This window comes from uncultured Cytophaga sp., assembly GCF_937863595.1.
Taxonomy (GTDB): Bacteria; Bacteroidota; Bacteroidia; order Cytophagales; family Cytophagaceae; genus Cytophaga.
The window spans coordinates 1-24,458 of sequence record NZ_CALMGQ010000176.1 but is presented as its reverse complement, the minus strand read 5'-3'; the positions used below and the strand labels follow the sequence as shown (position 1 = coordinate 24,458).

At 35.5% G+C, this 24,458-nt stretch carries 21 protein-coding genes; 8 read left to right on the top strand and 13 right to left on the bottom strand.

Annotated elements, in window-relative coordinates:
- Positions 1–193: 193 nt before the first annotated feature.
- From Q0543_RS15265 to Q0543_RS15240, 6 genes are all read left to right on the top strand, one after another.
- Entirely contained in the window at positions 194–1,882 is a 1,689-nt protein-coding gene (locus Q0543_RS15265) for a hypothetical protein (protein WP_299255034.1), read from the top strand.
- A 171-nt stretch (positions 1,883–2,053) separates the two neighbouring features.
- Positions 2,054–3,034 carry a hypothetical protein gene (locus Q0543_RS15260; protein WP_299255031.1) on the top strand — a complete coding sequence of 327 codons (981 nt, stop codon included), beginning with the start codon at positions 2,054–2,056 and terminating at the stop codon, positions 3,032–3,034.
- A gap of 38 nt (positions 3,035–3,072) precedes the next feature.
- Positions 3,073–3,855, top strand: coding sequence for a hypothetical protein (locus tag Q0543_RS15255; protein WP_299255029.1), 783 nt, complete (start codon positions 3,073–3,075; stop codon positions 3,853–3,855).
- A 6-nt stretch (positions 3,856–3,861) separates the two neighbouring features.
- Entirely contained in the window at positions 3,862–4,425 is a 564-nt protein-coding gene (locus Q0543_RS15250; protein ID WP_299255026.1) for a hypothetical protein, read from the top strand.
- Between the two features lie 300 nt (positions 4,426–4,725).
- Positions 4,726–6,420 (top strand): leucine-rich repeat domain-containing protein, encoded by a 1,695-nt coding sequence (locus Q0543_RS15245; RefSeq protein WP_299255023.1) that lies wholly within the window; start codon positions 4,726–4,728, stop codon positions 6,418–6,420.
- Positions 6,421–6,569: 149 nt separating this feature from the next.
- Positions 6,570–8,486 (top strand): hypothetical protein, encoded by a 1,917-nt coding sequence (locus tag Q0543_RS15240; RefSeq protein WP_299255020.1) that lies wholly within the window; start codon positions 6,570–6,572, stop codon positions 8,484–8,486.
- A 328-nt stretch (positions 8,487–8,814) separates the two neighbouring features.
- Here the strand turns inward: Q0543_RS15240 and Q0543_RS15235 are convergent, their stop codons facing one another.
- Positions 8,815–10,641, bottom strand: a complete 1,827-nt coding sequence (locus tag Q0543_RS15235) for a hypothetical protein (protein ID WP_299255017.1) — start codon at positions 10,639–10,641, stop codon at positions 8,815–8,817.
- Between the two features lie 344 nt (positions 10,642–10,985).
- Entirely contained in the window at positions 10,986–11,726 is a 741-nt protein-coding gene (locus Q0543_RS15230; protein ID WP_299255014.1) for a hypothetical protein, read from the bottom strand.
- A 119-nt stretch (positions 11,727–11,845) separates the two neighbouring features.
- Between Q0543_RS15230 and Q0543_RS15225 the strand changes: the two genes are divergently transcribed.
- Complete coding sequence (locus Q0543_RS15225; RefSeq protein WP_299255011.1) at positions 11,846–13,030, top strand: hypothetical protein; 1,185 nt, start codon at positions 11,846–11,848, stop codon at positions 13,028–13,030.
- Positions 13,031–13,224: 194 nt separating this feature from the next.
- On the opposite strand, the gene Q0543_RS15220 is transcribed toward Q0543_RS15225, so the two are convergent.
- The 7 genes from Q0543_RS15220 to Q0543_RS15190 form a co-directional block, all read right to left on the bottom strand.
- Positions 13,225–13,743, bottom strand: coding sequence for a DUF6557 family protein (locus tag Q0543_RS15220; protein ID WP_299255008.1), 519 nt, complete (start codon positions 13,741–13,743; stop codon positions 13,225–13,227).
- Positions 13,744–13,781: 38 nt separating this feature from the next.
- A complete protein-coding gene (locus Q0543_RS15215) occupies positions 13,782–14,567 on the bottom strand; it encodes a hypothetical protein (protein WP_299255005.1) in 786 nt (261 codons plus the stop codon).
- A 113-nt stretch (positions 14,568–14,680) separates the two neighbouring features.
- Positions 14,681–16,294 carry a hypothetical protein gene (locus Q0543_RS15210; RefSeq protein WP_299255002.1) on the bottom strand — a complete coding sequence of 538 codons (1,614 nt, stop codon included), beginning with the start codon at positions 16,292–16,294 and terminating at the stop codon, positions 14,681–14,683.
- Between the two features lie 49 nt (positions 16,295–16,343).
- Positions 16,344–18,263, bottom strand: coding sequence for a tetratricopeptide repeat protein (locus tag Q0543_RS15205; protein ID WP_299254999.1), 1,920 nt, complete (start codon positions 18,261–18,263; stop codon positions 16,344–16,346).
- 414 nt (positions 18,264–18,677) lie between these two features.
- The gene (locus tag Q0543_RS15200; protein ID WP_299254996.1) at positions 18,678–19,133 is read right to left on the bottom strand and encodes a hypothetical protein; all 456 of its coding nucleotides are present in this window, start codon (positions 19,131–19,133) and stop codon (positions 18,678–18,680) included.
- 235 nt (positions 19,134–19,368) lie between these two features.
- The gene (locus Q0543_RS15195) at positions 19,369–19,608 is read right to left on the bottom strand and encodes a muconolactone Delta-isomerase family protein (protein WP_299254993.1); all 240 of its coding nucleotides are present in this window, start codon (positions 19,606–19,608) and stop codon (positions 19,369–19,371) included.
- Positions 19,609–19,666: 58 nt separating this feature from the next.
- Entirely contained in the window at positions 19,667–20,578 is a 912-nt protein-coding gene (locus Q0543_RS15190; RefSeq protein WP_299254990.1) for an alpha/beta fold hydrolase, read from the bottom strand.
- A gap of 245 nt (positions 20,579–20,823) precedes the next feature.
- On the opposite strand from Q0543_RS15190, the gene Q0543_RS15185 reads away from it, so the two are divergent.
- Complete coding sequence (locus tag Q0543_RS15185) at positions 20,824–21,105, top strand: hypothetical protein (RefSeq protein WP_299254987.1); 282 nt, start codon at positions 20,824–20,826, stop codon at positions 21,103–21,105.
- 478 nt (positions 21,106–21,583) lie between these two features.
- Here the strand turns inward: Q0543_RS15185 and Q0543_RS15180 are convergent, their stop codons facing one another.
- From Q0543_RS15180 to Q0543_RS15165, 4 genes are all read right to left on the bottom strand, one after another.
- Positions 21,584–21,982 carry a heme-binding protein gene (locus Q0543_RS15180; RefSeq protein ID WP_299254984.1) on the bottom strand — a complete coding sequence of 133 codons (399 nt, stop codon included), beginning with the start codon at positions 21,980–21,982 and terminating at the stop codon, positions 21,584–21,586.
- Between the two features lie 114 nt (positions 21,983–22,096).
- Positions 22,097–22,939: an AraC family transcriptional regulator gene (locus Q0543_RS15175; protein WP_299254981.1), complete on the bottom strand. Its 843-nt coding sequence runs from the start codon at positions 22,937–22,939 to the stop codon at positions 22,097–22,099.
- A gap of 191 nt (positions 22,940–23,130) precedes the next feature.
- Positions 23,131–23,661 carry a hypothetical protein gene (locus Q0543_RS15170; RefSeq protein ID WP_299254978.1) on the bottom strand — a complete coding sequence of 177 codons (531 nt, stop codon included), beginning with the start codon at positions 23,659–23,661 and terminating at the stop codon, positions 23,131–23,133.
- Positions 23,662–23,846: 185 nt separating this feature from the next.
- Positions 23,847–24,182 (bottom strand): tetratricopeptide repeat protein, encoded by a 336-nt coding sequence (locus Q0543_RS15165; protein WP_299254974.1) that lies wholly within the window; start codon positions 24,180–24,182, stop codon positions 23,847–23,849.
- Between the last annotated feature and the right edge of the window lie 276 nt (positions 24,183–24,458).

Below are 24,458 nucleotides of genomic sequence, written 5' to 3'. Positions count from 1 at the left end.
GTGAACGGCAGCTCTCTGGCGCCAGTCTTTAGCGAAGCGGGACTGGTGTCTAATCATTCTGCAGTCTTTGACTGCATTTAATAAATAAAAAATTAGTCAAAGACTACAAAAAAATAGAGACACTAGCGACGCTTCGCTTAATACGAGCACCATAAAAGCTGTCCTAAAAAAGTGTTAAACTAAAAAATTCATCATGTCCCAAACATATAAACTCATCATCGACAAAGAAGGCGTAAATCATGTAAAAGTATTTAAAGCCGAAGGCGATGGATATACGAACCATTGGAACTTCCCCTTAACAGGCGATGAAGACCCGATTGTATTTTCTGAATTTTATAATGAAACGCAATTTGTTGTTATGAACTGGAACGGCTGGCTTCGTGCTTACGATGCCGCCGATAAAACACTTCTATTTGAAATTGATTTCAAGGGAAATATCGACGTAAAAGCAGTTCTTTCACTCGATAAAACCAAGTTATATATTGCTTTCAGGAATGAATCCAATCACAATTGTTTGGTACAACTTACACTGGATGCGATAAAAGTAGAAACGTTTGAACTACCAGACATTCTTGGGAAATCGCTACAGATCCGAAAAGATGGCAACTTACTTTTTTACAGAACAGACAGTGAACGCATAAACAACACAAAAGTATTCCGCCATTTTTATTCTGTATTGGATGTAACAAGCTTCGACGTAACAGAATACGAATTGGCCTTTGCTCCGCAATATGCTTTTAATGATTTCATCCCCGTTGTCGATATAAAAAACAACCGTGTGATTATGCCTGCTAATGGCGAGGTGGTATCTAAAACAACCGAAACGGGCGAAACAGTTTTCGATTATAGACTTGCAATATTCGATGCAACAACGTTCGAAATGCAACGCGTGCTGTCGGTACGAGATTTCCAAAAAAACCAACTCAGTTATTATCCGAACGAATGTGACACAATAGCGGAATTATTTCTTGGCACCGTTCGGGATAAAAACTATATGAAAGCTTTAAGAGAATTTTACGAAAGTTTGAACACCATTAAAGTAAGTTCAGAAGGGATTTGGCTATGCTGGAGTGGTGGTATTATCCGAAGAATACATACCGACTTTAGCCTGTCGCCATTACTGGTTACGGCTTCCATGCCTAACAATTCGGGAGAGGGAATGTTTATGTTTCCAAATTTTCATGCTCATTTATACTACATCGATAACAGAACAATTGTACTGGCAGAAGCATTGGATTTTTATAGTACAGTATTTCCAACAATTTCCAACGCGGATATAAACACACCTATTGCGTTAAATTTCGAGTCCACAACCCCTGAAGCAGTGTTCAATATGCATTATTCAAAAGAGCAAGCGGATGCTATAAAAAATCAAGATTTAGTAAAAATTCAGGTTGAAGATCTTTCAACAAAAGAAAGTTTTGAAGATGCACTTAATCAAATACAAACCATCGTATCTGATTTGACAGGAGCAGGAATAGGTTCAACCTTACAATTTATCTTTCAAGATACAAAAGGAAAAATACTAGAAGAGCCCATGTTCTTTGCAACAGCAGCTCAACAGGATGCAGCAAGCGTGCAAAAAATTATACTTAACTGCATTCAATATCCAAAAGTAAAATACCTCTATAGAAACCCTTGCGAAACCGTTTTATGCCATGCAGTATCCGAATTAGCAAAACAAGACGAAAAATATCTACCGACAATCATTAAATACCTCGCTGCGATCGACATGGATCACGATGTATTTAATACCGAAAACCTGATTCCGCTTTTAGAAGAAAGATACACCTATAAAGCACTCGCTAAAAAAATAAAAACCATATCAAAAGAATTTAGCGAATGGTATGAATTCTATTGCGAAGAAATGCACGAAGAGTAAAATAAATACGGAATACCAATTATACTAAATTTTCATTTTATTAAGTATAATAAGCGAATCAAGGTTTGGAATAAAATATTGAATATCTTCAACAAAGACCAATAAGTAATAAATCCAACTCTTGATTCGCATATAATATTAAAAATTAATAATTACAATTAATTTAAAAAGGTGAGTAAACTACAAAAGACATTTGAAAGTGCATTAAAAGAGTACGAAGGCGAAAACGAAGAAGTATTTTCTGTAGACGATGTAATAGCGAAGCTACGGGAAGAACTACCAAATTGTTTTACAATGTGGATGGAGGATAATAATGTTCTTGCCCCTATTGCAGCAATAAATATAGAAGTAGACTCTGGAGGATATTTCTATACCTCATTAATGAGTGAAAAAGGAATATGTATGGAAAGTGAAGCTGCAACAGTAGAGCTAGACGAATTAGAGCTTACAGAGGTTTTCGAAGAAGATGCAACTCTTGTGGTTAAGTTTCTTGCATATTGTTATGAAAAAGTGTTACCCGAGATTTGTAATACACACGAATTCTTGAATTTACCTCGTGCAGCCAAAATCATATTTAGTGTTGGGGAACACAGTGGATGGGAATGCGAGAATGTGTACCAATTCAATGGAGAACAAAACGTAATTGATCACGGCAATGTAAGACTTAAAACTTTGGCTAAAGCCACAACCTGTCATACGGAACCCGATAAAATCGAGCGAAAATTCATGGATCATTTGCATACTATAGACATTGAAAAATGTGCCGATGAACTGACTCCTATATTTAATGATTTTTCAGTTTGGTTAACAGAACAAAATCCTACACCTATAGATCGTATAGTTATCGCATGGTCTTCAAATTTTGATGCAATACCAGCTCTAGGTGCCTATTGTGAAACAGATGTCTTACATCGCTATCCAATTTCGGACGATTTATATAAATGGTTTTCAGAGGAACGTCCAGATGATTTGGATGAGGAAACAAGTATTCGTTATTGTATAGGTGCTAAAATTGCACAAATAGCCTGTGTAATGATGGAGAAAGTAGAACAGTTAAATACTTTTAAAGAGCTTCCTAAACATACAGACTTTATAATGAGAATTAGTAATAGAACGGCTGGAGCACCACACCAATTTTACCCATTCACATAAATAAAACACATCTAAAAATAAACATACACGAAATACAAATGCAACAAGGGGATAAAGAAACAATAGGAATGATTTCCATGTTACTCATCGTAATGGCTGGCATACAATGGCTCTTACTTTGGCTCACACACTGGTCTGTTGCAATGATTGTAACGGGAGTACTCTCCTTTATTGCCGTATGGATATATGTAGGATTATCGCACGCTTCGCCAAATGGAGGTAGCAAAGGATCAAGTGCATCGGAATATTTAACACCGCTGCTTTGGGTTGAAGGCTCGCTATTATGCAGCTTGTGGCTATTGTGTCACCTAATGAAAAAGCCATTACCAAACATGGTTGTTATAGTTCCGTTGGGCCTAATGCTTGCGTTTGGGATTGGCCAGGTTGTATATAGCTATATCAAAATCAGATCCTTTTGGTATAAAAACTATAGCCTGTGTAAACTTGAAATCGAAAATAAAACAGACAGTAGTTCATTTATACACAACATAAAATTAAATAGCAGCACTCGATATAGTATGGACATTAACCCCAATACTAAAAAATGGCCAACGACATATATACCAAGAAACATGAATAAAATTGGTTTTCGATTTAATTCAATTAAAAATAACTTTAACTTTTGTGAATTCCCATTCGACTATGCCTTGTGTAAGGAAAAGGAATCGTTAAAATTTGATTGGATTTTCTGGATTACTAAAAAAAGTGTGTTACCTATGAAGCTAATCCTTTTGCCTAACAATACGGTAGAGTTGTATATCGACAACAAACTGATTCAACAGTATCATTTAAAGGATAATGATTCATTAAAATCTGATTAAATAGAAATGAAGAACCAAGAAGAATTATCGTTAAAAGAGAATAACGAGCTTATTCAACAGGCGATCGATTTATTGAAAGAAAAGCATCCAAACATTTCTATCCATCGCGATGACTATCATATTAAGGTTTGGAGAGGAGTAAATGGTGTAGCAATTGATTTTACAAGAATCATTCAATATGTACCTATGAATAAAGCGAACGTAAAGTTGACCTATGACATTGTTGTGAATCTTACAAATAACGAGATCATTCCATTTAACAATCCATCAGAACATGGAGAATTTTACATTCATTCTGCAAACGACCTGGAAGCGTTGGCATTTATCAAAAAACACTTTGGCGTATTCTCTCCGAGCTTTGAAAACACCATACACGAAGGCGAAACTGAATATCATATTAGCTGCGACAATGATGCATCTTTCGGTAAGTGTACAGTGAATAAAAAAACAGGCGAACAAAGCGGTGTAATGCAAGGTTCGTATATACAAATACAAAAGCCACCGTTAGGGGATGAAGAAAATATCTTTGAAATGTCGTCGACTTTCTGGCGCCGACACCATGGTCTTTGACACACAGACCATCGAATCTCTGGCGCCAGTCTTTAGCGAAGCGGGACTGGTGTCTAAAATTCTGCAGTCTTTGACTGCAATAGATAAAATGTAGTCAAAGACTACAAAAAAGCAGAAACAAAGTATGGCTTCGGTTTTATGGTTGTTGGCCGTTGGCACAACAACGGGTAAAGTGCTAGGCTTTATATGGTTGTTGGCCGATGGCACAACAACGAGTAACGTGCCAGGCTTTGTTTAATTGGGATATCAGGTAAAAGAAAGAAAAGACAGATACGTATTCTTAATAATATAAATCAAAACATGAGCAAATTAACAAGTTTGTATATTCTCATCCCCATTTTTATATTGGCCTTCTTTCTAGTAAGCCAAGCACAGAATCCATTAAAGTTTACGTACATGTTTCGAAATGTAATTTTAAGCAAATCGAAAACAATGGAATTAGCACCCGTATTACGCGGACGGGTATATTACCCACGGTACTTCTTCATTCCATCGCTTAAGCAATACATGGTCTATTCAGACGTGGATGAATCAGGTTCGTTCAAAATATATGAAAGTAAAACAAGGTCTGAAGGAAAAACATATGCAACACTAGATGAAAAAGGGAACTCAGTCATTACGTTCCAAACACCCTTACGCTTCTCCATCCGCAGCGGCTCGTTTTACGGTCCGCATACATACATTCCTTTCTTAGAGACTGGAAAAACAGACACACTACCCTACTACCAGATACATAACAAAAATTTAGATTTGGGTGAAAAAGCATTTGAAAAACTTTTTCAGGAATTATATGTAACATCTGATTACATAGAATTTATAAATCTTCGTGCATCCCAAGACAACAACCATCAGGCGGGAATAATTTTTAAACGCAATGGAAAGGTTGAAATTTTACTTTCGGGCTTGCGTGATAGCCGTATGATTTGCCGCTTTCAGGAAGATCTTACGACAAATAATCGGGATGACTATTACCTGCCTAATATTTCAAACAAAGAAAACTTTCCACAGTCGGCAGCAGCAATAGAAATGGTGCCACTTGTAACCGAAAATACGAATCCATTTATCTATTGGCGAACAGGATTCAACAAAACATTTCACATAAAAAAATACAGTAAAGAATCCTCTTCTGGTTGGAATGGCATTATGAAATGGGGACCCATACCTGTGTACGTGCCTGGTGAAAGTTCGGGTACAACCTATGTAAATTTTAAAACACAGGGCGAAACATTCAAGATAAAAATTCTAGATGTAGAAAAAGCAGATTACCTTCCTGCGTATCATTTAGGTCTTCATACCTTTGAAGTACCTGAAAGTTTTCGCACACCGAATTCATTGGCATTTATGGAATCTGTGCAGAACTCGGGATCCAATCGTTTGGGAGGAGGCGTGTATGTTGTACGCCCTGCTTCAACCAACAACCCATCGACAGACATTCCTTCAGACATGACTGAAAAACAATTTAGCGGATTGCCTTTACCCTTACAGGTGGCATTGTTAGACCCAGACAATGCAACGCATCTTAAGTTGTATGAGCCTAATTGTACGATTTGGATTCCTGAAATTGAACGCTTAAAAAATCTTACGCATTTACAAATTGAGACGGCCATGACCGAAATCCCCGATGGTATTTCGAAATTAACGAAGTTACAATCACTATCGATAACCCATAGTAAGATTCAAAAGGTTTCTCCTAACATAACAGAACTAAAAGACTTAACAGACATCGATCTCTTTTCAAATAACTTAAGGGAATTTCCGCGCGTGTTTTTAGAAATGCAGCAATTAGAAAAACTAAAAATAGGCGCCAACAAAATAGCAGAATTGCCAGCCGATATTAATCGCTTAGAAAATCTAAGATATCTAGGCATTATCTTAACCGACATTACTACCCTGCCCGAATCGATGATTGGCATGGACAAGTTATACATTGATTGTATGGGTATGGAAAAAGAAGTACCAGCTGCATACAAACATTTATTTAATTACAAAAATTAAATGAAAATAATTAAAAGCTTTGATGCACCATTCAAGTCTTTAAAACATTTGAATATACACTGTTGATGGTAGTTCCATAGCGCCGGAAAAATATGAATAAATCACATTCGAATACATATAAAAAAACTCATCATACTATTTTAAAATAGATGTACATTACAAAAATCAAACAACCGACAGACACATGGATTGTAAGTATCTGTCAGATTGAAGAAGACGCTACAACATACCTTGCAACACTACCTGCAAGTATACAAGCTGATGCCGTATTATTTGAAATTCCATTCGAGTATTTTCCATTCATACTCATTCAGAATACAGAATTACCCCACGATTCAGAATCCTATTTTGAGTATTGCGAGTTCGAAACACTGCAAGCACGCATAGAAAATACCCGCGCACAAAAAGTAGATTCGGAGGATCATAGTTACTTCAACTATTATTACATATCTGAGCCTTACGAACAAAGGGTTAAAGAAGAAAACTACATGAAATATCTACATCATACTTCGGTTACAAATGATGTACTAAACGAACCGTACCCAATCACTCTTTTTCATGAAGAAATAAAAAAGAATGCGGACAACTATGATTTAGACCGAATGGATCAGCTTTTTGAACATACAAAAACAAAATTCACATCTGCTATTGAAAAAGAAGATCTTGCACTAAATGGATATGACAGTTTATTCTGGGACATGAACTACGACCATGCATGCGGAAAACTTACAGATGAAGGTATTGAACTCCTACTTCCCATGGTAGAAAAAATGGAGCTTTTATTGGGTGAAAAGAAATGGGAGCACCGAGCTTTTGCGCAACACATTTTATTAGAACATGCGTGTAAAGAACATCCTCAAACTGCATTTGCCATTTTAGAAGAGACCATTAAAGCGTTCAATAATTATATTATTTCTAATCCGGAAGAAACCCTAGAAATTCATCGATTGGTGTCACTTGCCTATCGGTGGATGATGGAAGTCGATCCAAACAATGCTTTTTATTATTGGGAACTTGCTTTAGCTGAAATAAAAAGTGCCATTGATTTTTCTCCAGAAAAAGCATCGTGGTCATCGCTATTTGAATTGCTTTATATTTCGTATGAAGATGTAAAAATAACGGAGACACAAATTGATGCTCAAAATAGCATACAGGAAAAAATTGAAGTTTTAGAAAAACAATTGGGTGCAGCAATCTCCTATCCTATTGCACTCGCGTACCAACAGCTAAGAGAATATTTTAAATGGAATAAACTAGAGAACGTTTTTCCCGAATCGCTTGGGTTGCGATGGGCAGAAAAATCCTTAGCATATAATCCAATAGAGACAACGCGCATAGACCTTCATGAGAGTGCTGAGTTCTTTAATAAAATTGGGTTACAAACAAATCGCATCGATTTTCTTGTAAAAACAATTTCAATCTACGAGCGCATTATAAAAGGTGTCGATGACTACACATCGGAAATATATTGTATAATCAAGATTTGGAAACAAATTGCAGACATACACATCAAAAATATCGAGTACCCACTAGCTGACAAAGCGATAGAACAAGCACAAGCAATTTACAACAAGCACATAGAGCTTGTAAAAAGGAATCGTTCTATTTACATGCATTATGCAGCGTTCTTGGAGTTTTGTTATAATTATGATGGAAACATTACAAAACCAACCCTAGCTGAATTAAAGCAGATTATGAAAGAAGTAGAAATCGAATCTGAAGGTTTCTATAGTTCCCCATATGTATCGCTGATGCACATTGCCTTATATGAATCCGATGAAAAACAGGCCATACTGGAATGCACGAAAAGTTTAATTCTGCATGAATTATGTGCGGACAATACATTTATCGAGCTTTCAGAAGAATTTGAATCTTCCTCGTTCAATGAACTAAAACATTTTCTACATGAAACAAAATTCTTTATGGAAGAAGTAAGCGAGAATTATTATTACAATCCGGATGTAAAATGGAAACAACTCACAACAATGTCTTCAGAAGAAATACGAGCGTATTGGGAGAAACGAAAAGAAGAAATCAGAAACAGGCCGCCGCTAGAGACAGAGTAGTTGCTGTTTGTAGGCCTTATTGCAGACTTGCCTTGTTAGCACTGACCCCGGTAGGGGTCACATATTTATAGAAAAGAAACCCAACCTATATATCTACGCGCAATCCCGAAGGGATTATATTATAAACAATCCCTTCAGGATTGCGCGTGTGTCTCCATCACCGCGAAGACACAAACATCAGGAAATATTTAGCAGAGATACTTTTTGTCTTAGTACTATGTACTTTGTGCTATACACTTAGTACTTCTTTCGTCTAGCCAATAAAGAACAGGCTGAATTTATTCTTATTATTTTCTGACCACTAACCACTGTTTACTGACCACTAATTTCAAACAAACACCTGCTCTACCCAATACTTCAGTTCGAAATCAGTACTTTCGGAAGCGAGTGTTTCCAATTGTTTTTGTTGCACTTTACTCAATTTGAACGACTCTTTCCAATTGAATAGAAGCTTCAAAAATTTCCCGCTTGTACCTGCATCGATTCGTTTATCCGAAATCTCCTTCAACATAAAATCTACGTGCGATTTAAAAACAGCTGTAGTAAATAGGGTTTCCGTTTTATTTGTCATCAACATTTCATACACGGCATACAACCAATTTGACACCGGTCGTATAAAATCTTCATTTGATAAATATGCATCAATAATGGTATGAAATTCCGCAGGTGAAAGTTTTAGACCCATACCCCATTTAGTTGTAAAATCGAAATAGGGCTTTTCATTGGCTTTGGTATTTTCAGCTACACGAATCAAACTCGTAAATCCGTCAGAAACCTGACGTTCCGTCAATTGTTCCCCTTCCGAGAATACACGTAAAAATAAAGTCTTCACGGCTTCTGGATCTTTTTTCTTGCGCACATTTTCACTCAACATTTCAAAATCAATCTCATTGATTTTAATTTGAAGTTTGTGAAGCAATTCAATTGTTGTAGAGTCAAGGCTTGTCTTTTCTCTATCAAATATCAATTGTATACTTTTATTTTCAAATACAGAAATTTGATTGTCGCGCATCCATGAAGGAAAGAAATTTAAGAGCGCTTGAATCCCTTCTTTCTTCAATACTAATTTAGCAAGGACTTCATCAAAACGAGGAATCTCCGTCCAGCCAAACAACACTTCCAATAGCGGAGTATTGTCTTGATTCAACAACCAATCAACCACTTGTCCTTTCAATTTTTCACCTTTCGGTTTTAATTGAACGCAACGTCTAATAATTGTTTCGTGGTATTTACGTGGCGCATGTTTTAAAAATGTCAACAGACTTGGAATGTGACGCTCGTCGCTGTAAACAAACGCAAGGTCAATGGTACTTTCATCCAAATCATCCAACAACAGATCTTTAATACCATCGTATTTACGCAAGGCAAAACAGGCAGATATTGCAATGTGCGTTTTTTCAGAAGTGATCATATCCTCTAATGCATACTTCAATTCATCTACATCGTAATCGGCTTTGTATAAATAAATTTTTGCCCATGAAGCCGAACTGTCCTCTTTCGTTATAAGCGGCATCACTTCATTTACATAGGTTGAATAATAGCTATACAAATTCAGTTTCTGTACACTCCAATGCGCAAAGCTTAACAACTTTTCTTTTCGAAGTATTTTATAATGTGCATCCCATTCATTCAAATACTGAACAATTTTAACATCGGCTCTACCCGTTTGAATCAAGGCTAAACCAGCCAAGACTTTAAAAATGGGGGAAGGATGCGTACGGAATGTAAAATTCAACAATTCAATTTCATTCTTATTTGTTTTAGGAAATTCATAGTCCTTAAATTCTTGAAAGACCTCTGGTCGCATGGGTAAAAACGACAAGAAATATTTATAGACTTCATCTTGAATATCCAACACAGCATATTTAGATAAAAAACTATAATACGGAAATTCTTTTTGAAAAAACTCCAACTGAGCTTGAAAAATCGTATTCCAATGATTTATTTTATCTTTACTGGTAGTAGAAAAGATTGTTTTAAGTTGGCCGGAACTTGTATGTTCCCAATAACACAAGGCACGTGCAGCACCAAAATTAATAGGATCATATAGTGTGGTGGTACAGGTAGAGCAAATTGTATCTTTTTTATTATTCCATGATAAACAATGTGCACAACGAATCTCTTCAGATCTTTCTATTTCTAGTATGTAACTCATTTTAAATATTTTTATGAGGTATAAAATATACTGTTAAAGTTAGTATAAAATGGTGAAAAAATCAACCAAAACGACCCGCTTAAAATTCAGTTTTTTCACCATGGACTGTTACACACAGACCATCAACCAGTAGTTGTTGCTGCCCCGCCGATTGTTTCGTTCATTATACATCGTGCAGTAGAGGCGGGAACACCAAAAACCGAGAAGAAAGGAAACTGTTGTTTGGGATTTATTTTTTGAAATTTGGAATTTCTATCAGTGGTGCCCCGCGATAATTTTGTTCATTATACAAGAGTTCAACTAGCGGGAACACACAACAAACGCCGAAAGAAATGTATACTTTTCTACAAAGCCACAAAATCATTCCCTAAGGTTTTTTCAGACATACCGACAACCGAATAATGACGGGGCAAATACCAAGAGATTACGCGTAAAACAGATTGGTAGCTATTTTCGTTTTCAAATTGTTCTGGCGTAATGTTGAATACAATATTTTGTGAAACACCAGAGCCATCCTTCAAGGTACGCATCAGCAACAACACTTTCGGTTCAGCCAAACCGATACGAATCAAATAGTCACGCAACAGTTTTCGGGTTGAAGCAGGCAAGAGTTTTTCATTCGGCTGTGCAACCATCACCTGTTCACTTTCTGTAAGTATTTCAACGGATTTTGTTTTAGAAAACGATGTTGGCTCTGTACTATAAAATGTTTTATTCAGCTGAAGGTTCAAAATATCTCCATTTGAAAATACCCAATCGGCACTATCTGAACTCGGATTAATAACCACACCAAAACCTACCTCCAATAAAAAATCATTCTTCATATTTTCTATCACAAAGCACTGAAAACTTTTATTGGGTTCAGGCAAAAACAATTGAAAATAAGGAAAGCCATCGGGACCGTTGATTACTTGAGGATCACCACAACGGAAGCTTGCCTGAGTAACAAGCGCTAAAAATGTTTCATTCCATTTTTCATCCCGATCCGATTGTGGAATCTGTACCAGTGCGTCTATTTCTTTTGTTTTACCTAAATCTCCAAGATACGCTTGTGTTGCACCTTCTGCTTCATTTGATTGTTCCATGATTGTTAAAATTATATATTTAATTGCGAATAAACGACAACTAAAATATACAACATCTATTTTAATTAACCGTTTATTCTTCTACTTTTAGTTTATGAACCTGAATGCAACAGATCGTGATGAATAATAACCTAGCAGCCATCGTTGAAAAAACATTGGAAGAACACAGCAATTTCCAAGTTGTTTTTAATAATTTGAAAGAGATTATTTTTCAAAAGAAATCGCTTGTCACACGCATGGCAAGGCATCCACTATTTGAGATCGAACCGTTTGAGAACCTTCTTAGAAATGAATACATCACCTCAGAAGAACGCGCATTATTGTTTGTAACCGATGTAAAAGAGGTTAATACTCCGTATGAAAAATGCTACACGTTTACCATTGATTCAGAAACAAATCAAATAGTACATCGCAGCCTATACGATGAAAACAACAATTGTTTTGAAACCATTTTTTGGTATGAAGAGAATTACCATAAAAGTATGGAACGCTATGTTCATCATACGTTTCCACATCATCATGGGAACATTTGTTATACCTTTTTCAAAAATGGATTACCCGATTTTTATCTATCTTGTAAATACGCCCAAATCAAATTGAAAGAATATCACACGGCTAATGGCCGCGTTATTGGTTATCAGCAGAAGGATACGCAATTTTCTTACACCTGCGATGTAACGTTCGATTACGATACGGAAGGCAACATTGATCTTATAAAAGAATTTGGAAAAGACAGAGATGTTCCTAGAGAGTTGCCTGAAATTTTATTTAAACGACCATACGCAAATCAAACACTAGAAGAAACGTTCAAAAAAATAGAAGATTTTCTAGTCACACGTATTTGCGAACAAATTCAACAACATGTTCGAATTGATGAAGAAGTTTATTGTTTGATGTTGAAATATGCGATGCCTGAAGCCTTTCCGCCTGAATTGGCTATTGGTGTTGTGCCAGACCTACCAGGCCCGTTTGAAACACTTCAACTTCATGAATTATACAACACACCAGACCTGCGTTATTATTCCGATGAGAATACATTGCCAGTAAATTTATATGAGGAAAAGATGCAATATCTATATCTACAATATTACAGAGCGTATGACTTTTTTAAATACAACAAAGAGACTTTTGAGTATTGGGATGAAATAATAAAACAAGTATACCTAGGTGTGTGCAAACGATTGATGGAGGAAGACTTTTCTAAAGCCTTCCGTATTTCTAAAGATTATTTAGTAGTAGCGCGCGAAGCAAATTCCTATGATGTAAAGTATTTTTATGAACGAATGAAGGAGTATAAAAAGTAGTCTGATGCACAGCTAAACTCACTGTTGCGCCTTTTCTGGCCAACAACCCGCTAGCCTATCCGTTATAATGCGTCAATAAAGAATCATTGAATTAACATCACACAGCAGTTGGTTGTTGGCCGAAAAGGCACAACAACGAGTGGAAAAGTATTTAGGCTAGAATGGGGAGCGCCAATAACGCTTTAAAAAATCTATTACGATTCTTCTTCATACAGCCCTTGCTTCAAATCATCAAGGGATCTTGTATTATGCAGCTTTTCTTCATCGGTTAAGGCATCTAGCGCGTCAATCGATGCATTGAATTCCAAAAACGCTGCTTGAATTTCCGTTTCATCATAACCGACAAAAGTCATTTCATACAAACAATGTGTGATGATTTCTATTGCTGTAAAATCAGCACGTGTTTTTTCTTCAATCGACATTCCCAGCCACTTGCGCCAAGCAAGATATTCTAATGCAAGGCATTCTATCTGTTGCTCTGTTGCAAGGGTATCTATTCCTGAAACTTCTACATATGCTGGAGTATTAGATTCTTCATGATGAAACCACTCGAGTTTAATTTGAATGGAACATACTTCCGCATCCATCTCTTGAAGTTGTTGGAAGATATTTTCATATTCATCCATCACATCTGCTTCGTCTGGATAGCTCGCTAAAAACGTTTCCGATACATTCAACCAATTATTGTTTTTTATTAATTCAATAAACTGCATACGCCGCTACTATTTCACTTTACTTAACAGACCAATGATTAGTCTAAAACAAATTCCGAATCCACTATTTTCAATACAATATAATCTCCTTTTGGATAATTTTCATCAAAGCCTGCTATAAATCCAATTACAACAGCATGCTTCTCAATCAATGTATCCATGCCCTTTTCAAGAAATTCAAGATGTACCTTTTGCTTTGGCTTCAAGCCTACACCCTGACGACCATTTGTAAAAAAGACCATCAAATTATATCGATCACCACATTTTTTTTCTTTATAAAATACCGCATGAATATTGGCAGCTTCTGTAACAGCTAGCAATCCATTTAAAAAGCCTTCCTTATCACTTGCCGCAATATTGCAATCAAAACGAAGACAGGCAGTCTCTGCATTGTATTTCTTCATGGAAGAAGAAACCCGATCAAAGTGTTTTTTGAGTGTCCAAGCAGCATTGTCTTTTTCATGAAATAAGCGAATCAATTCAGCATCATTCAGATAATGCTGTTCTACTTTTATCGCTTGTGCATCTTTTAAGATGGCTTCAATTTTACGTGCAACCTCAAATTCATAATCATGCATGTTGTAACTACCGGTGCCAATTTGTAGGCTGTTACCCAACTTATATATAAAAACAAATGCAGCGTCATATTTCGCCACAAGCGCTCTCAGCGATTCAACAATCGAATCTACGTTATCCGATTCAACATTCACCAATAATTCTGCTGGAGCATCTGCATGCCCACCGAGCCCTTTCCGATAGCTTAAGAATTCGAACGTATACAAATCTGTCGGAAAACCATAATACCAATAAACACCTAAGACCATTTTTTTAAATTATGAGTTATGAATGATTAGTTATGAATTGCTGTGGCGAAATGAATTATGAATTGCCGGTTCTAAATGAATCAAATCTTAAGGGGTATAGCCGCTAGCCTCAGCTACAAATCCAATGCATCATGTATATATTTGGTTACCACCGGAACCGACACCTGAAACGTATCTGTAATGCGTTGCGACAACGTTGAACAAAGGCGTGTATGCGTTTCATTCATATAGCCTGCAGCCTTTTCTCTAGTCATATATTCAAAAAGAGCAGACTTGGTACTCTTCATCATATACACCGTAAGATTCATCATTGCCGAATCATCTTCATATTGTTCATAGGTAGAAATAGTTACCATCTGCTTATTTAACACCAAATGGATATTAAAATAAAGCGCTAAGGTCTGATCATATTCCAACACTACCGCATCCAGATTCTCTAGGGATCGACCGTTCAATTTCGAATGCATAAACGCCCAAATATGTTCAATAAAATCATTTATGGTTTCATCCATAAACGACTCATCTTTACAATAATAAACAGTCCTTTTACCATTCTCATTCAGACCTATAATTTGAAACAACTCGTCATTCTTATATTCAAAATCATATTCAAACGTTGCGTCCGATTTATGACCAACAAAAAACATACTTCGAAGATACCTTGCATGTATAATTTGTTGTTTCTCATTTTTATGATACGTTGTTTCATTATAATGACCTTCTGAATATTTTTCATATATATCCGTATCATCAGAAATTGGTTTCAATACTGCATACGAATCAAATTTAGGTATTCCGCTCTTTAATAAAAACTTATAAGCAGTAAACACACCTCCCTTTTCTTGAAAAATACGCCTCCATATAAGCTTACCTTCATGGTAATAATCTACCAACTGTGGAACATTATTACGTAGTTTATAGTGATAATAAAACAATTGATTTTCAGGTCTATTCTTACTAAGCTCCCAATCAATATCATCAGCCCGCTTGTGCATATGCATTTCAACATAATACGGTTGAATAAAATAAATTTCATCAACCGTATAGATATCAACAAATGTATCCATTGCTAGTGTTGCAAGTAGCTCCTCATATCGATTGGCTTCCTGCGCTATAACTGCATTAACTTTAATGATGGTTTCATCATTTACATACACATCGTTATTTTTCTTATCGTATGCATCAAGTTTTTTCTGAATTTTATTGAAGGTTTTCTTTGGCAACAACTTTTTAAGATAGTCTATCCCATCGAACATCTCATAATCCTGCGCGGTCACATGAAAATCAGCAGCAAGATTGAGATGTGTCCACTTGACAGATTCTAGCATCAAGGCTTTACACACATCAACATACAACTGAAATATAAATGGCTGCCTGTCTTCGTATTCAATTTCTTCTAACAGTTGATCCGCTGTATCAAACAATTCTTGATACGGATCGAATTCAAGATTAATATTTTGGTTCTCGCTAAAATATTCAAGATCGGCATTGTTATAACAAACAAGCGGATGTTCGTCGGGGTTGGTTATGCGTTCGAGTTCTTCTTTCTGCGCAAAACCAATCGTTGGCGGAAACGGATATTCCAGCGTAAACTCCAACAACAGCCAGGCTATTTCATCATCTACGGCCGGTTGCTTCATCATGCTTTCCGAAATGGTTTTGATTAGCGCCTGCTTGGAGTTTTCCAATACAAGCTGCTGTGTTTTTTTTAATGTTATTTTTGCCACAATAGATATGTATTAATTTGTTCTTGAAAAGAACTCGTATAAACCATTATTAAACCATCACTCCTTTATTTGCAATAATTTCTTCCACCATCTCCGATGTAAATTCTTTCTCGATACATTTGTTTGCATAGTGCAATGCCTTTTTAGCATTCTTCATTTTATAATATACTTCTGCAATATTAGCTACATATATTACTTCTTTCGGATAACTGGCATGGGCACTTTGAAAACACGCAAGCGATTCGGCATAACGCTTTTCTTCATCATACAAACAACCGTAATGATTATAGATATGAGCCAATGCATGTGGATCCGTTTTTGTTTTCTCTAGAAAATACGGTTTCTTTGCATAGCAAGCTTCACAGCCATCCGTATACCAAAGTAAGCGTGCTTCGTAAAAATAAATCATCGGAAAATAGGGATATGCTTCCAGTGCTTTTTTACATACCTGTTGTGCTCCCACATACTCTTTAGCAACAAGCAATTCATAAATTTCTTTTAAGAAATTATTTTTAATTATAAACGCATTATCTTGTATAATTTCTTCTTTGGCTTCTTTCCACCGGTGTTCAATTATTTTTTTCTCCCAGGCAGTAAAAGGCAAAACAATGTCATTATTTTTAATTGTCAGTTTTGCAGCCCCTGTCTCCACATCAAGTGCAAAGTCAAAGCTCAGCATTACTTCTTTATCGGATGCTGCTTGTATCAGACCAAACAATTTCTCTGCATCAATAAAAATATGAAGCCATGTATTTTTACGGTAATCAATTTCAAAAAATATCGGTAATGGTCGCCGTTCAAAAATAGTGAATGGAATCGGATCACTTGTCCTATAATTATTTCGAACATCCTTTATTTCTATATTATGCCCCACAAGACCTGTACCTGTGATTTGCCAGTTGCATTGAAAATTTGAAAGCTCCGCTCGTTTTTCAATTGTATGTGATTTGTTAATGACCTCAATTTGCTTAGGCAGATTTTTTTTCGGATACAAATAAGCCAACGACTCAATCTGATGTTTTTTCTTTTCTTCTGAAACCACAACTGATTTCAGAAGCACGGGCTCCAACAAAATTTGCTGCTTGTTGAAAAGTTCAATCCTTCCACCCTTCAACAACGCAAGTGTTACACGATCTGTTTTTTTACCACGCAAAAATTTAGAGACGTCCGAGGGATATTTTTCCTCTACATAGACAAGTGAATTAAATGGAAAATCAATTTCGTCTTCATAATACGTATCTTCCATAACCGAATACCAAGAAATTCTCAACCGATTCGTTTCTTTAGGAATATATACCCTTGCACCATACATAGGTTCATACAGATAGTTATTCCGCTCCGATACAGACAAGCCAATCAGCTTGCCAATATGTTCTACATCTTTGCGAATACCCACAGTAAGTGTTGCCATCAACTTCTTTTCAGTTTGCAGAAAAGCCAATGCCACATTTGTTGTTAGCAATTCGTAATCGTGTATAATATCTAACGGTAAGGGTGTAAAATAATAGGCCTGCTTATATAATTGAAAACGATAGTTCAATTCAATACCTACAAAATATAAAATAGGTACACCCAACAGTACAAACAACCAGATATAAAAATACAAATCGTAAAAAACGCCTGTATGCAAAAACGTAACACCAATATAGACGCCAACATTGGTGATTAATATAATGCCAAGAATCACTAAAAAAGTAGGTAATAAGGAAAGTATAACAATCAAACCTGGAATACCCGAATGAACATTTCGTGATCCGTTGGGCGATGCGTTTTTCAGTCCATGGAAAATAAACGTCAACACGACGGAAATAGCCACATTGGCTAGCAACATGACCGTAAGCCCAACAAAAAACAAGATACCGAATGATACCAATGCAATGGCAGCGATTGGAAAAATGGGAAAACTTATAATTTCGGATAAGCTGAAAAACGGGCGATCTAGTTTAGTATAGGTAGTATATGATTTCAAAATAGGGACAGATAAAATTTTAAACAAAGCATCGCATTCATTTCATTGCTTCAACTCTTTTTATTGTTGAATAGTATTGCAGGCAAACACAATGCGTCAAGATAATTAATACCAAAACATATGAACTATACAAGAGGTGAATATACTAAAAAAAGATTGAATTGATTCCTATCACACCGTGAAGAAAAGTATACCAAATTACATTTCAGTTCCATGTTGATTCGCTCTGGCTGTGCTGAGAGGTGAACGTGCAAACCAAGGTGGAAGAATTTAATCTTTGATTAACTACAACTCTTCCAATCTAAGCACTGACTCCGGTAGGGGTCAGTGCACCCTAGTTTGTTACACACCAACCATAACCCTCATACGCTCTTCAGTCCGTCTTTGTATTGGTGTGCTGTATAAACAATTCTCTTAACTATTTTTGATAGTAAAATCACCTCTAATAGGAAATGCTTTTGTGATCATCTGGAGTTGAGAAATCAATACATCTAACGTTGCTTGTTGTAGTGTAAGTTCATAGCTCACTGGCATTGCGTCATTCGTTACTTGATCGCTGGAACGAATACGCACAAAAAATGAATCGGGCGTTGCTCTGGTAATTGCGATTTCCAGTTGATCTTCTAGTCCGCAGAAAACTGCGCAGGCACAGCTATCGGTATTTAAAAGCAGTAACTCTTGTTTGAACCGTTCAAAATCTAAAGTCAAAAAGTTCGCTTCATAAGTTTCAGAAAAATCGTTCGCTTTCACCGTAACCAAGGTGCGCAGCCAATTATTATCCCAATCAATTTCTTGTTCGGTATATATAAATTCTATGGGTTCAAGCCGAATACCAGAAGCAGCATCAAGCATTTCAAGGTATGGATTCATAATCGTAGTGGGTGTGGAATGAAGAACGATAGTATTGTTTCATCGGGTAATATTTTTTTTGTGTACTCTAGTTTGGATTTAGACTTCTATAGAGTCATTTTAAATACCCACTTAATTCAATTCTTTCTTACCGTGTTTTGTGTGCCACAGCATACGGTAAGAAAGAGAGACTCTACTACGTTTAAAAGCCCCTTAGGTACCGTAATTATTGATCCAAATTACGTTTAGTGACGTACTACTTTAATGTATTGATTTCAATTTTCATATAGGGATAGTATGGCAGTGTTGCAAGTTTATTGTCTACATCTGTTTTGTCAGCAGCCATTAAAACCAAGTAAATGCCATAGGTATCGCCTTTTAGGTAAGAAGCCAGAAGGGTTCCATTGTCTTCCCATTCTTTTAACAGATCTTGTTCTCTAGGTAATAAGTTCAATCGAGTGTCAGTATCTATTCCTTGTAAAAGGATGTCTACCATAAATGTATGCATTGTGTGGCTTGGTTTTTTATGTTTATTAGCTTACGCTACTCTGGTTTTAGTTTGGGTAGTTTTTTATTATTTCCCCAATGTAATTCATCGCTTTGTCGTAGGTTTCAATACCGTGTCCTACATTACTAAATACTTTTGTTGCTTTTAATGTCTTAAGGTGTTTTTGGGCATTATCAATAGATTTTTGAAATGGAAACAATACGTCTTTATCCCCTTCAAGCAGGTAGGTATCAACCGTTACTTGATCCAATTGCGTATCCATATAATAAGGCTTTTGGGTGTTGTCTTTATAGCGACTAATGGCAAAAACTTCGTAGTCAACTAACATCTTTTCTGCCACTGCCGAGAGCTGATGGGTGGGCTTAGAAAAAACAGCTTTATCAAGAAATTTCAACACATTCTTTTCAGTTGGTTTTAGTATAGGAAGAAGATTAAAATATAGATTTTTAAGCGTCAACGAAAAAGCTTGTAAGCAACCGGGATTTAACAAAAACACAGCCTTAACTTTTTCGGGTTTCACAATACCAAGTTTCATACCAATTAGACCACCAAAGGATGCACCAGCGACAAATGCTTTTTCAATTTTTAATTGAACTAAAACTTCATCTGCCCAAAATCCATAATCCAACGATTTGATATCTGGTGTATCGCCCGTACTTAAATTTGGAAGTCCATTGGTCTCTACCATAAAAATGCGAAACTTCTGGTTTAAGTTATCAAGTCCTTTGTCAAAGTCCCAAATTAAAGCGGTTGTTCTAGCGCCTGGAAAAATCACTAAGGTTTCCAAGTCTTCTTCTTTAGTATTCAATCCCCAAACATGGGTTTTACCTAGCGAAGTTTCAATTTCAAAACGCTCGTATTGCCTGCCGTTAATAGCTTCTAATTGTTTAACCCAATTTTCAAAATAATTCAAATCTGTCTTTTCGTCTTTAAAATACGAGTTGCTTTTTATTTTCATTTTTTAAGTCGTCTAGCTAAGGTTGAAATTTACAATAATTTCACCATTGTTGGCAAACGTACCCATATAAATACTCCGCAAACGTGCCCTTCACCGTGTTTGTGCCAGAAAACACGATGAGAAACTAGCAGAATTGAAAGAACCCGATAATCCACCCGTGTATCGATTGATTATTTTAATACTTTTACATAACTATAAAAATATGTTCCTTAGATTCAAAAGATGGCAGTTTATTTATCATAGATATGATTAATAACGTTGTGCAAAAATTTTCAGGAGATGTAACTACTTCTCTACCGAAACAACTGTATCAAAGCCAACATATTATTGTTTACCCAAACCCTTCTAACGGTTCGTTTAAAATTGAATTCTCCAAAGCTATTCGTTCAACACGAGTGATTAACCTATTAGGCGAAGTTGAAGAATTCCATTCCAATGATATTAAAACTTCTTTCAAAGGATTATTATTTCTTGAATCGCTTACCGAAGATGGATATACGTACAGAGCAAAAGTAATCGTTGACTAATTAGGAGGCATACCAAATCTAAGGTCATAATAGTTTAAAATATATTTTGACCTTGCTCGGTTGTTGGCTAGAAAAAGCACAACAACGGGTAGTTTGGTGCTTAGCTTATGATATACCCTTATTTGAAATTCGACTATTTTGTAGTAGAAATTAAGGGGTACTGAAAAAGTTAGCGCGTAATTTTGAACTTACGTATTAAAATCAACTATCCATGTACGCCACAGCCCGCCGTGGTTATGACTTTTCGGACAACCACCTAAAATCTGGTCGAAAAGATTCAACCACGAAAAAAAACTAAAACGCAATCAAAAAAATAAAATTTAAAGAGGGTGATTAAAAAAAATCACCCTCTTTAAATGAATCTGCATGGTATGATACCAAATCCAAATCTATTTTAGTCCTATATTAAGTCGCCAAGGTTGTGCCTTTTCGGCCAACCTTCCTCATTGGTTGGACTAATTTTAAATAAGGCAGGATATTAGATTGCTACTGCTCCGGCCGCTGCAACCGTGTGGTCGTTTTCAACCGAACTTCCGCTTACTCCAATAGCTCCAATAATTTCGCCTGCTGCGTTTTTAATTGGCACACCACCCGGAAACGTAATCAATCCATTATTCGAATGTTCAATGTTGTATAAGGGTTGACCAGGTTGAGACAACTCTCCAATAATGCCCGTATTCATATCAAAATAACGAGCTGTTTTTGCTTTTTTAATTGAGATGTCTAAAGAACCCAACCAAGCTCCGTCCATACGTGCAAATGCTACTAAATTTGCGCCTGCATCTACAATTGCAATGTTCATTTTTGTATCAATTGTTATAGATTTTTGCTTTGCTGCTGCAATTGCTTTTTCTGCTTGTGCTAATGTAATATTCATAATTTCTTGTTTTAGTATGAAAATAAATTTGATACAAAGGTACCACCAGAGTTATCCTGTGGAGTTACTAAAACAGTTCAATAGCTTATGAAAAAAGGTCAAATTTCAAAAGCACTATTCATTTGAAGTCTGATTTGGACTAAATCCGAATTTGTTTTTATAGGCAGCACTAAAGTTTGAAAGGTTATTATATCCAAAATCTAAATAGATGTCTGACGGTTTTAAATCCCCTTGTTTTAACAGTTCTTTTGCTTTTTGAAGTCGTTTATCTTGTAGCCATTTACCGGGCGACTCGTTATATTCTTTTATGAAATAACGTTTAAACGTAGACAAACTCATATTGCATAAAAACGCAATTTCTTCCAATTTTAGATTCGAATGAATTTTACTTTCTACAATTTCTTTGAAAGGTGACGTTTCAATAACGATTAAAGAATGCAGATACAGTTCAAATTTTTTCCCATATTTCTGTAGAAGATAGAGCATCAATTCTTCAAATTTTACTGAAAGTAAATTCTGCAAAAAAACTGGTGGTGCTTCACTAATGGTAGATAATGAATTTAGGTAAGAAGTTATGTATGCATCATTGCCGATGATAAAATAGGGCGTTTCTTCTTGAACGGTTTTTAGGTTTTTGGTGTGTTTTTCTAGAAACTCTTTTATTTTATTTTCTGAAAAGAAAAAGAGCTTACAGTAATAAATAGCTTCTGTATCTAATAACTCTGTCCACAGCCAATTCCCTTTTTTTAACAGCAACGATTGATCTTTGTTTACTGCAACTGCTGTTCCGGCAAAGTGTACTTGCTTTTTCCCAACTTGTAAAAAGCTAAACATATTCATACCTAAATTGACCTTGCTTTTAACAACATCATTGGTCATTTTAAAATCATATACAAACAAATCAGGATTTTCTTGATTGTTCTTAATGTACATTTCAGGTATGTTTTCTATTGACATATGGTTTGCTTTTCAGCTTGGAGGTAACGGTGTTGGTTATCGTGAATACAAACCTTGCAAGAATTGGACTTTCCTACATTCATTTCGCTGTGGCGAATATCAGGATTTGTGCAGCTTTTAAATTTAATCAAATTATGCAGAGTTTAAGGCACCAATCTCAAAATTATCAAAGAAGCCTACAATAAATACCGCTAATTGTTAGGGGCAGTTAATAATGTTTTTTTAGATTCGATATACATCAATCCATTTAGCCAATCGTATACATAAATTGTTTCAATCGAATCGTTATGGATCAACTTATAATTACCATTATTATATAAAACCAAGTCATTTTTTCTGGCATCATATTCTTTAGACGTTAATCTAATATCAGATTGAATAGTCTTTTCAGAATCAAAATTTATAGGCTTGTCAATAATAAATTTATTCAAATCTATTCTATTTAGTTTTTTGATTTCAAGAGAATCGAACGGAAGTTTAGTCGTAAGAAAGTCAACCGTATTTGTTTTAACAATCAAAATCAATTGCTCTTCAAAATCCGAAAAGCCATATTTCTGATAAAATTGATAAATGATTTTCCCATCTATGTCAATCCCAAATTCTTTTGTTATCGAATTGTCAGGATTATCTAAATTTTTAATTTTATCAGTACTAGGCAAAATACAGGACCCTAAAAGTACTACAATCAAAAATTCGTAAAAATATGTTGTAAGTTGTTTCATTTACTTTAATTACCCCTAACGTTGATAGTGGCTTTTGTTGTAGGCTTTAAGAGCGCTGCGCTTTCCTAAACGCCGAACCCGCGCAACCTTTTAAATTTAATCAATTTGCGCGGATTTTAATGCGCCAATCTCAATATTAACAAAGAAGCCTACAATAAATGCAAACTAATTGTTGGCAACAGGTATTACTTGCATTTCCCATCTAAAATCAGTATTGCTTTATAGTACTCTTCTGTTAATAGAAAACTTTGGTTCTTAATTGCATCATTGAAATATCCACATGCTTTGACAGTATTTTTAATTTTCATTGAACTATTAATTAAAAAGAAATACGTATCATCATTATCGATTACTCCTACAGCTTTTTCTAAGTCAGGTATTGCCTTATTAAAATCATCTAATTTGTAATAACAAATCCCCCGTCCTTTATAACTCAAGCCTGAAGGATGAATTTTAATTGATTTCGTGTAATAATTAATTGATTCTAAATACTTTTGTTGTTTATATGTAATTCTTGCCAAGTCATCATAATAAGCAAAATCATAACCACCTAGACTATATGTTTTTTTAAAGTCTAAAATAGCTAAATCATAAAGTTTTAAATCTTCGTAAATTAATCCACGACAAAAATAGCCATCTAAACTTATTGGATTAAGATTTATATATATAGAAATATCATCTAAAGATTTTTCCGAATCAATGAATCGTCAAAAATCTGATCTTTCAAAATATGATTCGGATAAAAACTTGTCAAGCAGGATTGACTTATTTAAATCATTTAAATATTGAACTGAATC

Bases quoted from the DNA above. Each gene is read 5' to 3' on its own strand.
- Q0543_RS15225 (WP_299255011.1), top strand. From the start codon at position 11,846: ATGAATAATAACCTAGCAGCCATCGTTGAAAAAACATTGGAAGAACAC.
- Q0543_RS15235 (WP_299255017.1), bottom strand. From the start codon at position 10,641: ATGAGTTACATACTAGAAATAGAAAGATCTGAAGAGATTCGTTGTGCA.
- Q0543_RS15215 (WP_299255005.1), bottom strand. From the start codon at position 14,567: ATGGTCTTAGGTGTTTATTGGTATTATGGTTTTCCGACAGATTTGTAT.
- Q0543_RS15240 (WP_299255020.1), top strand. From the start codon at position 6,570: ATGTACATTACAAAAATCAAACAACCGACAGACACATGGATTGTAAGT.
- Q0543_RS15200 (WP_299254996.1), bottom strand. From the start codon at position 19,133: ATGAATCCATACCTTGAAATGCTTGATGCTGCTTCTGGTATTCGGCTT.
- Q0543_RS15250 (WP_299255026.1), top strand. From the start codon at position 3,862: ATGAAGAACCAAGAAGAATTATCGTTAAAAGAGAATAACGAGCTTATT.
- Q0543_RS15245 (WP_299255023.1), top strand. From the start codon at position 4,726: ATGAGCAAATTAACAAGTTTGTATATTCTCATCCCCATTTTTATATTG.
- Q0543_RS15220 (WP_299255008.1), bottom strand. From the start codon at position 13,743: ATGCAGTTTATTGAATTAATAAAAAACAATAATTGGTTGAATGTATCG.
- Q0543_RS15175 (WP_299254981.1), bottom strand. From the start codon at position 22,939: ATGTCAATAGAAAACATACCTGAAATGTACATTAAGAACAATCAAGAA.
- Q0543_RS15230 (WP_299255014.1), bottom strand. From the start codon at position 11,726: ATGGAACAATCAAATGAAGCAGAAGGTGCAACACAAGCGTATCTTGGA.
- Q0543_RS15190 (WP_299254990.1), bottom strand. From the start codon at position 20,578: ATGAAAATAAAAAGCAACTCGTATTTTAAAGACGAAAAGACAGATTTG.
- Q0543_RS15265 (WP_299255034.1), top strand. From the start codon at position 194: ATGTCCCAAACATATAAACTCATCATCGACAAAGAAGGCGTAAATCAT.
- Q0543_RS15255 (WP_299255029.1), top strand. From the start codon at position 3,073: ATGCAACAAGGGGATAAAGAAACAATAGGAATGATTTCCATGTTACTC.
- Q0543_RS15195 (WP_299254993.1), bottom strand. From the start codon at position 19,608: ATGGTAGACATCCTTTTACAAGGAATAGATACTGACACTCGATTGAAC.
- Q0543_RS15185 (WP_299254987.1), top strand. From the start codon at position 20,824: ATGATTAATAACGTTGTGCAAAAATTTTCAGGAGATGTAACTACTTCT.
- Q0543_RS15180 (WP_299254984.1), bottom strand. From the start codon at position 21,982: ATGAATATTACATTAGCACAAGCAGAAAAAGCAATTGCAGCAGCAAAG.
- Q0543_RS15170 (WP_299254978.1), bottom strand. From the start codon at position 23,661: ATGAAACAACTTACAACATATTTTTACGAATTTTTGATTGTAGTACTT.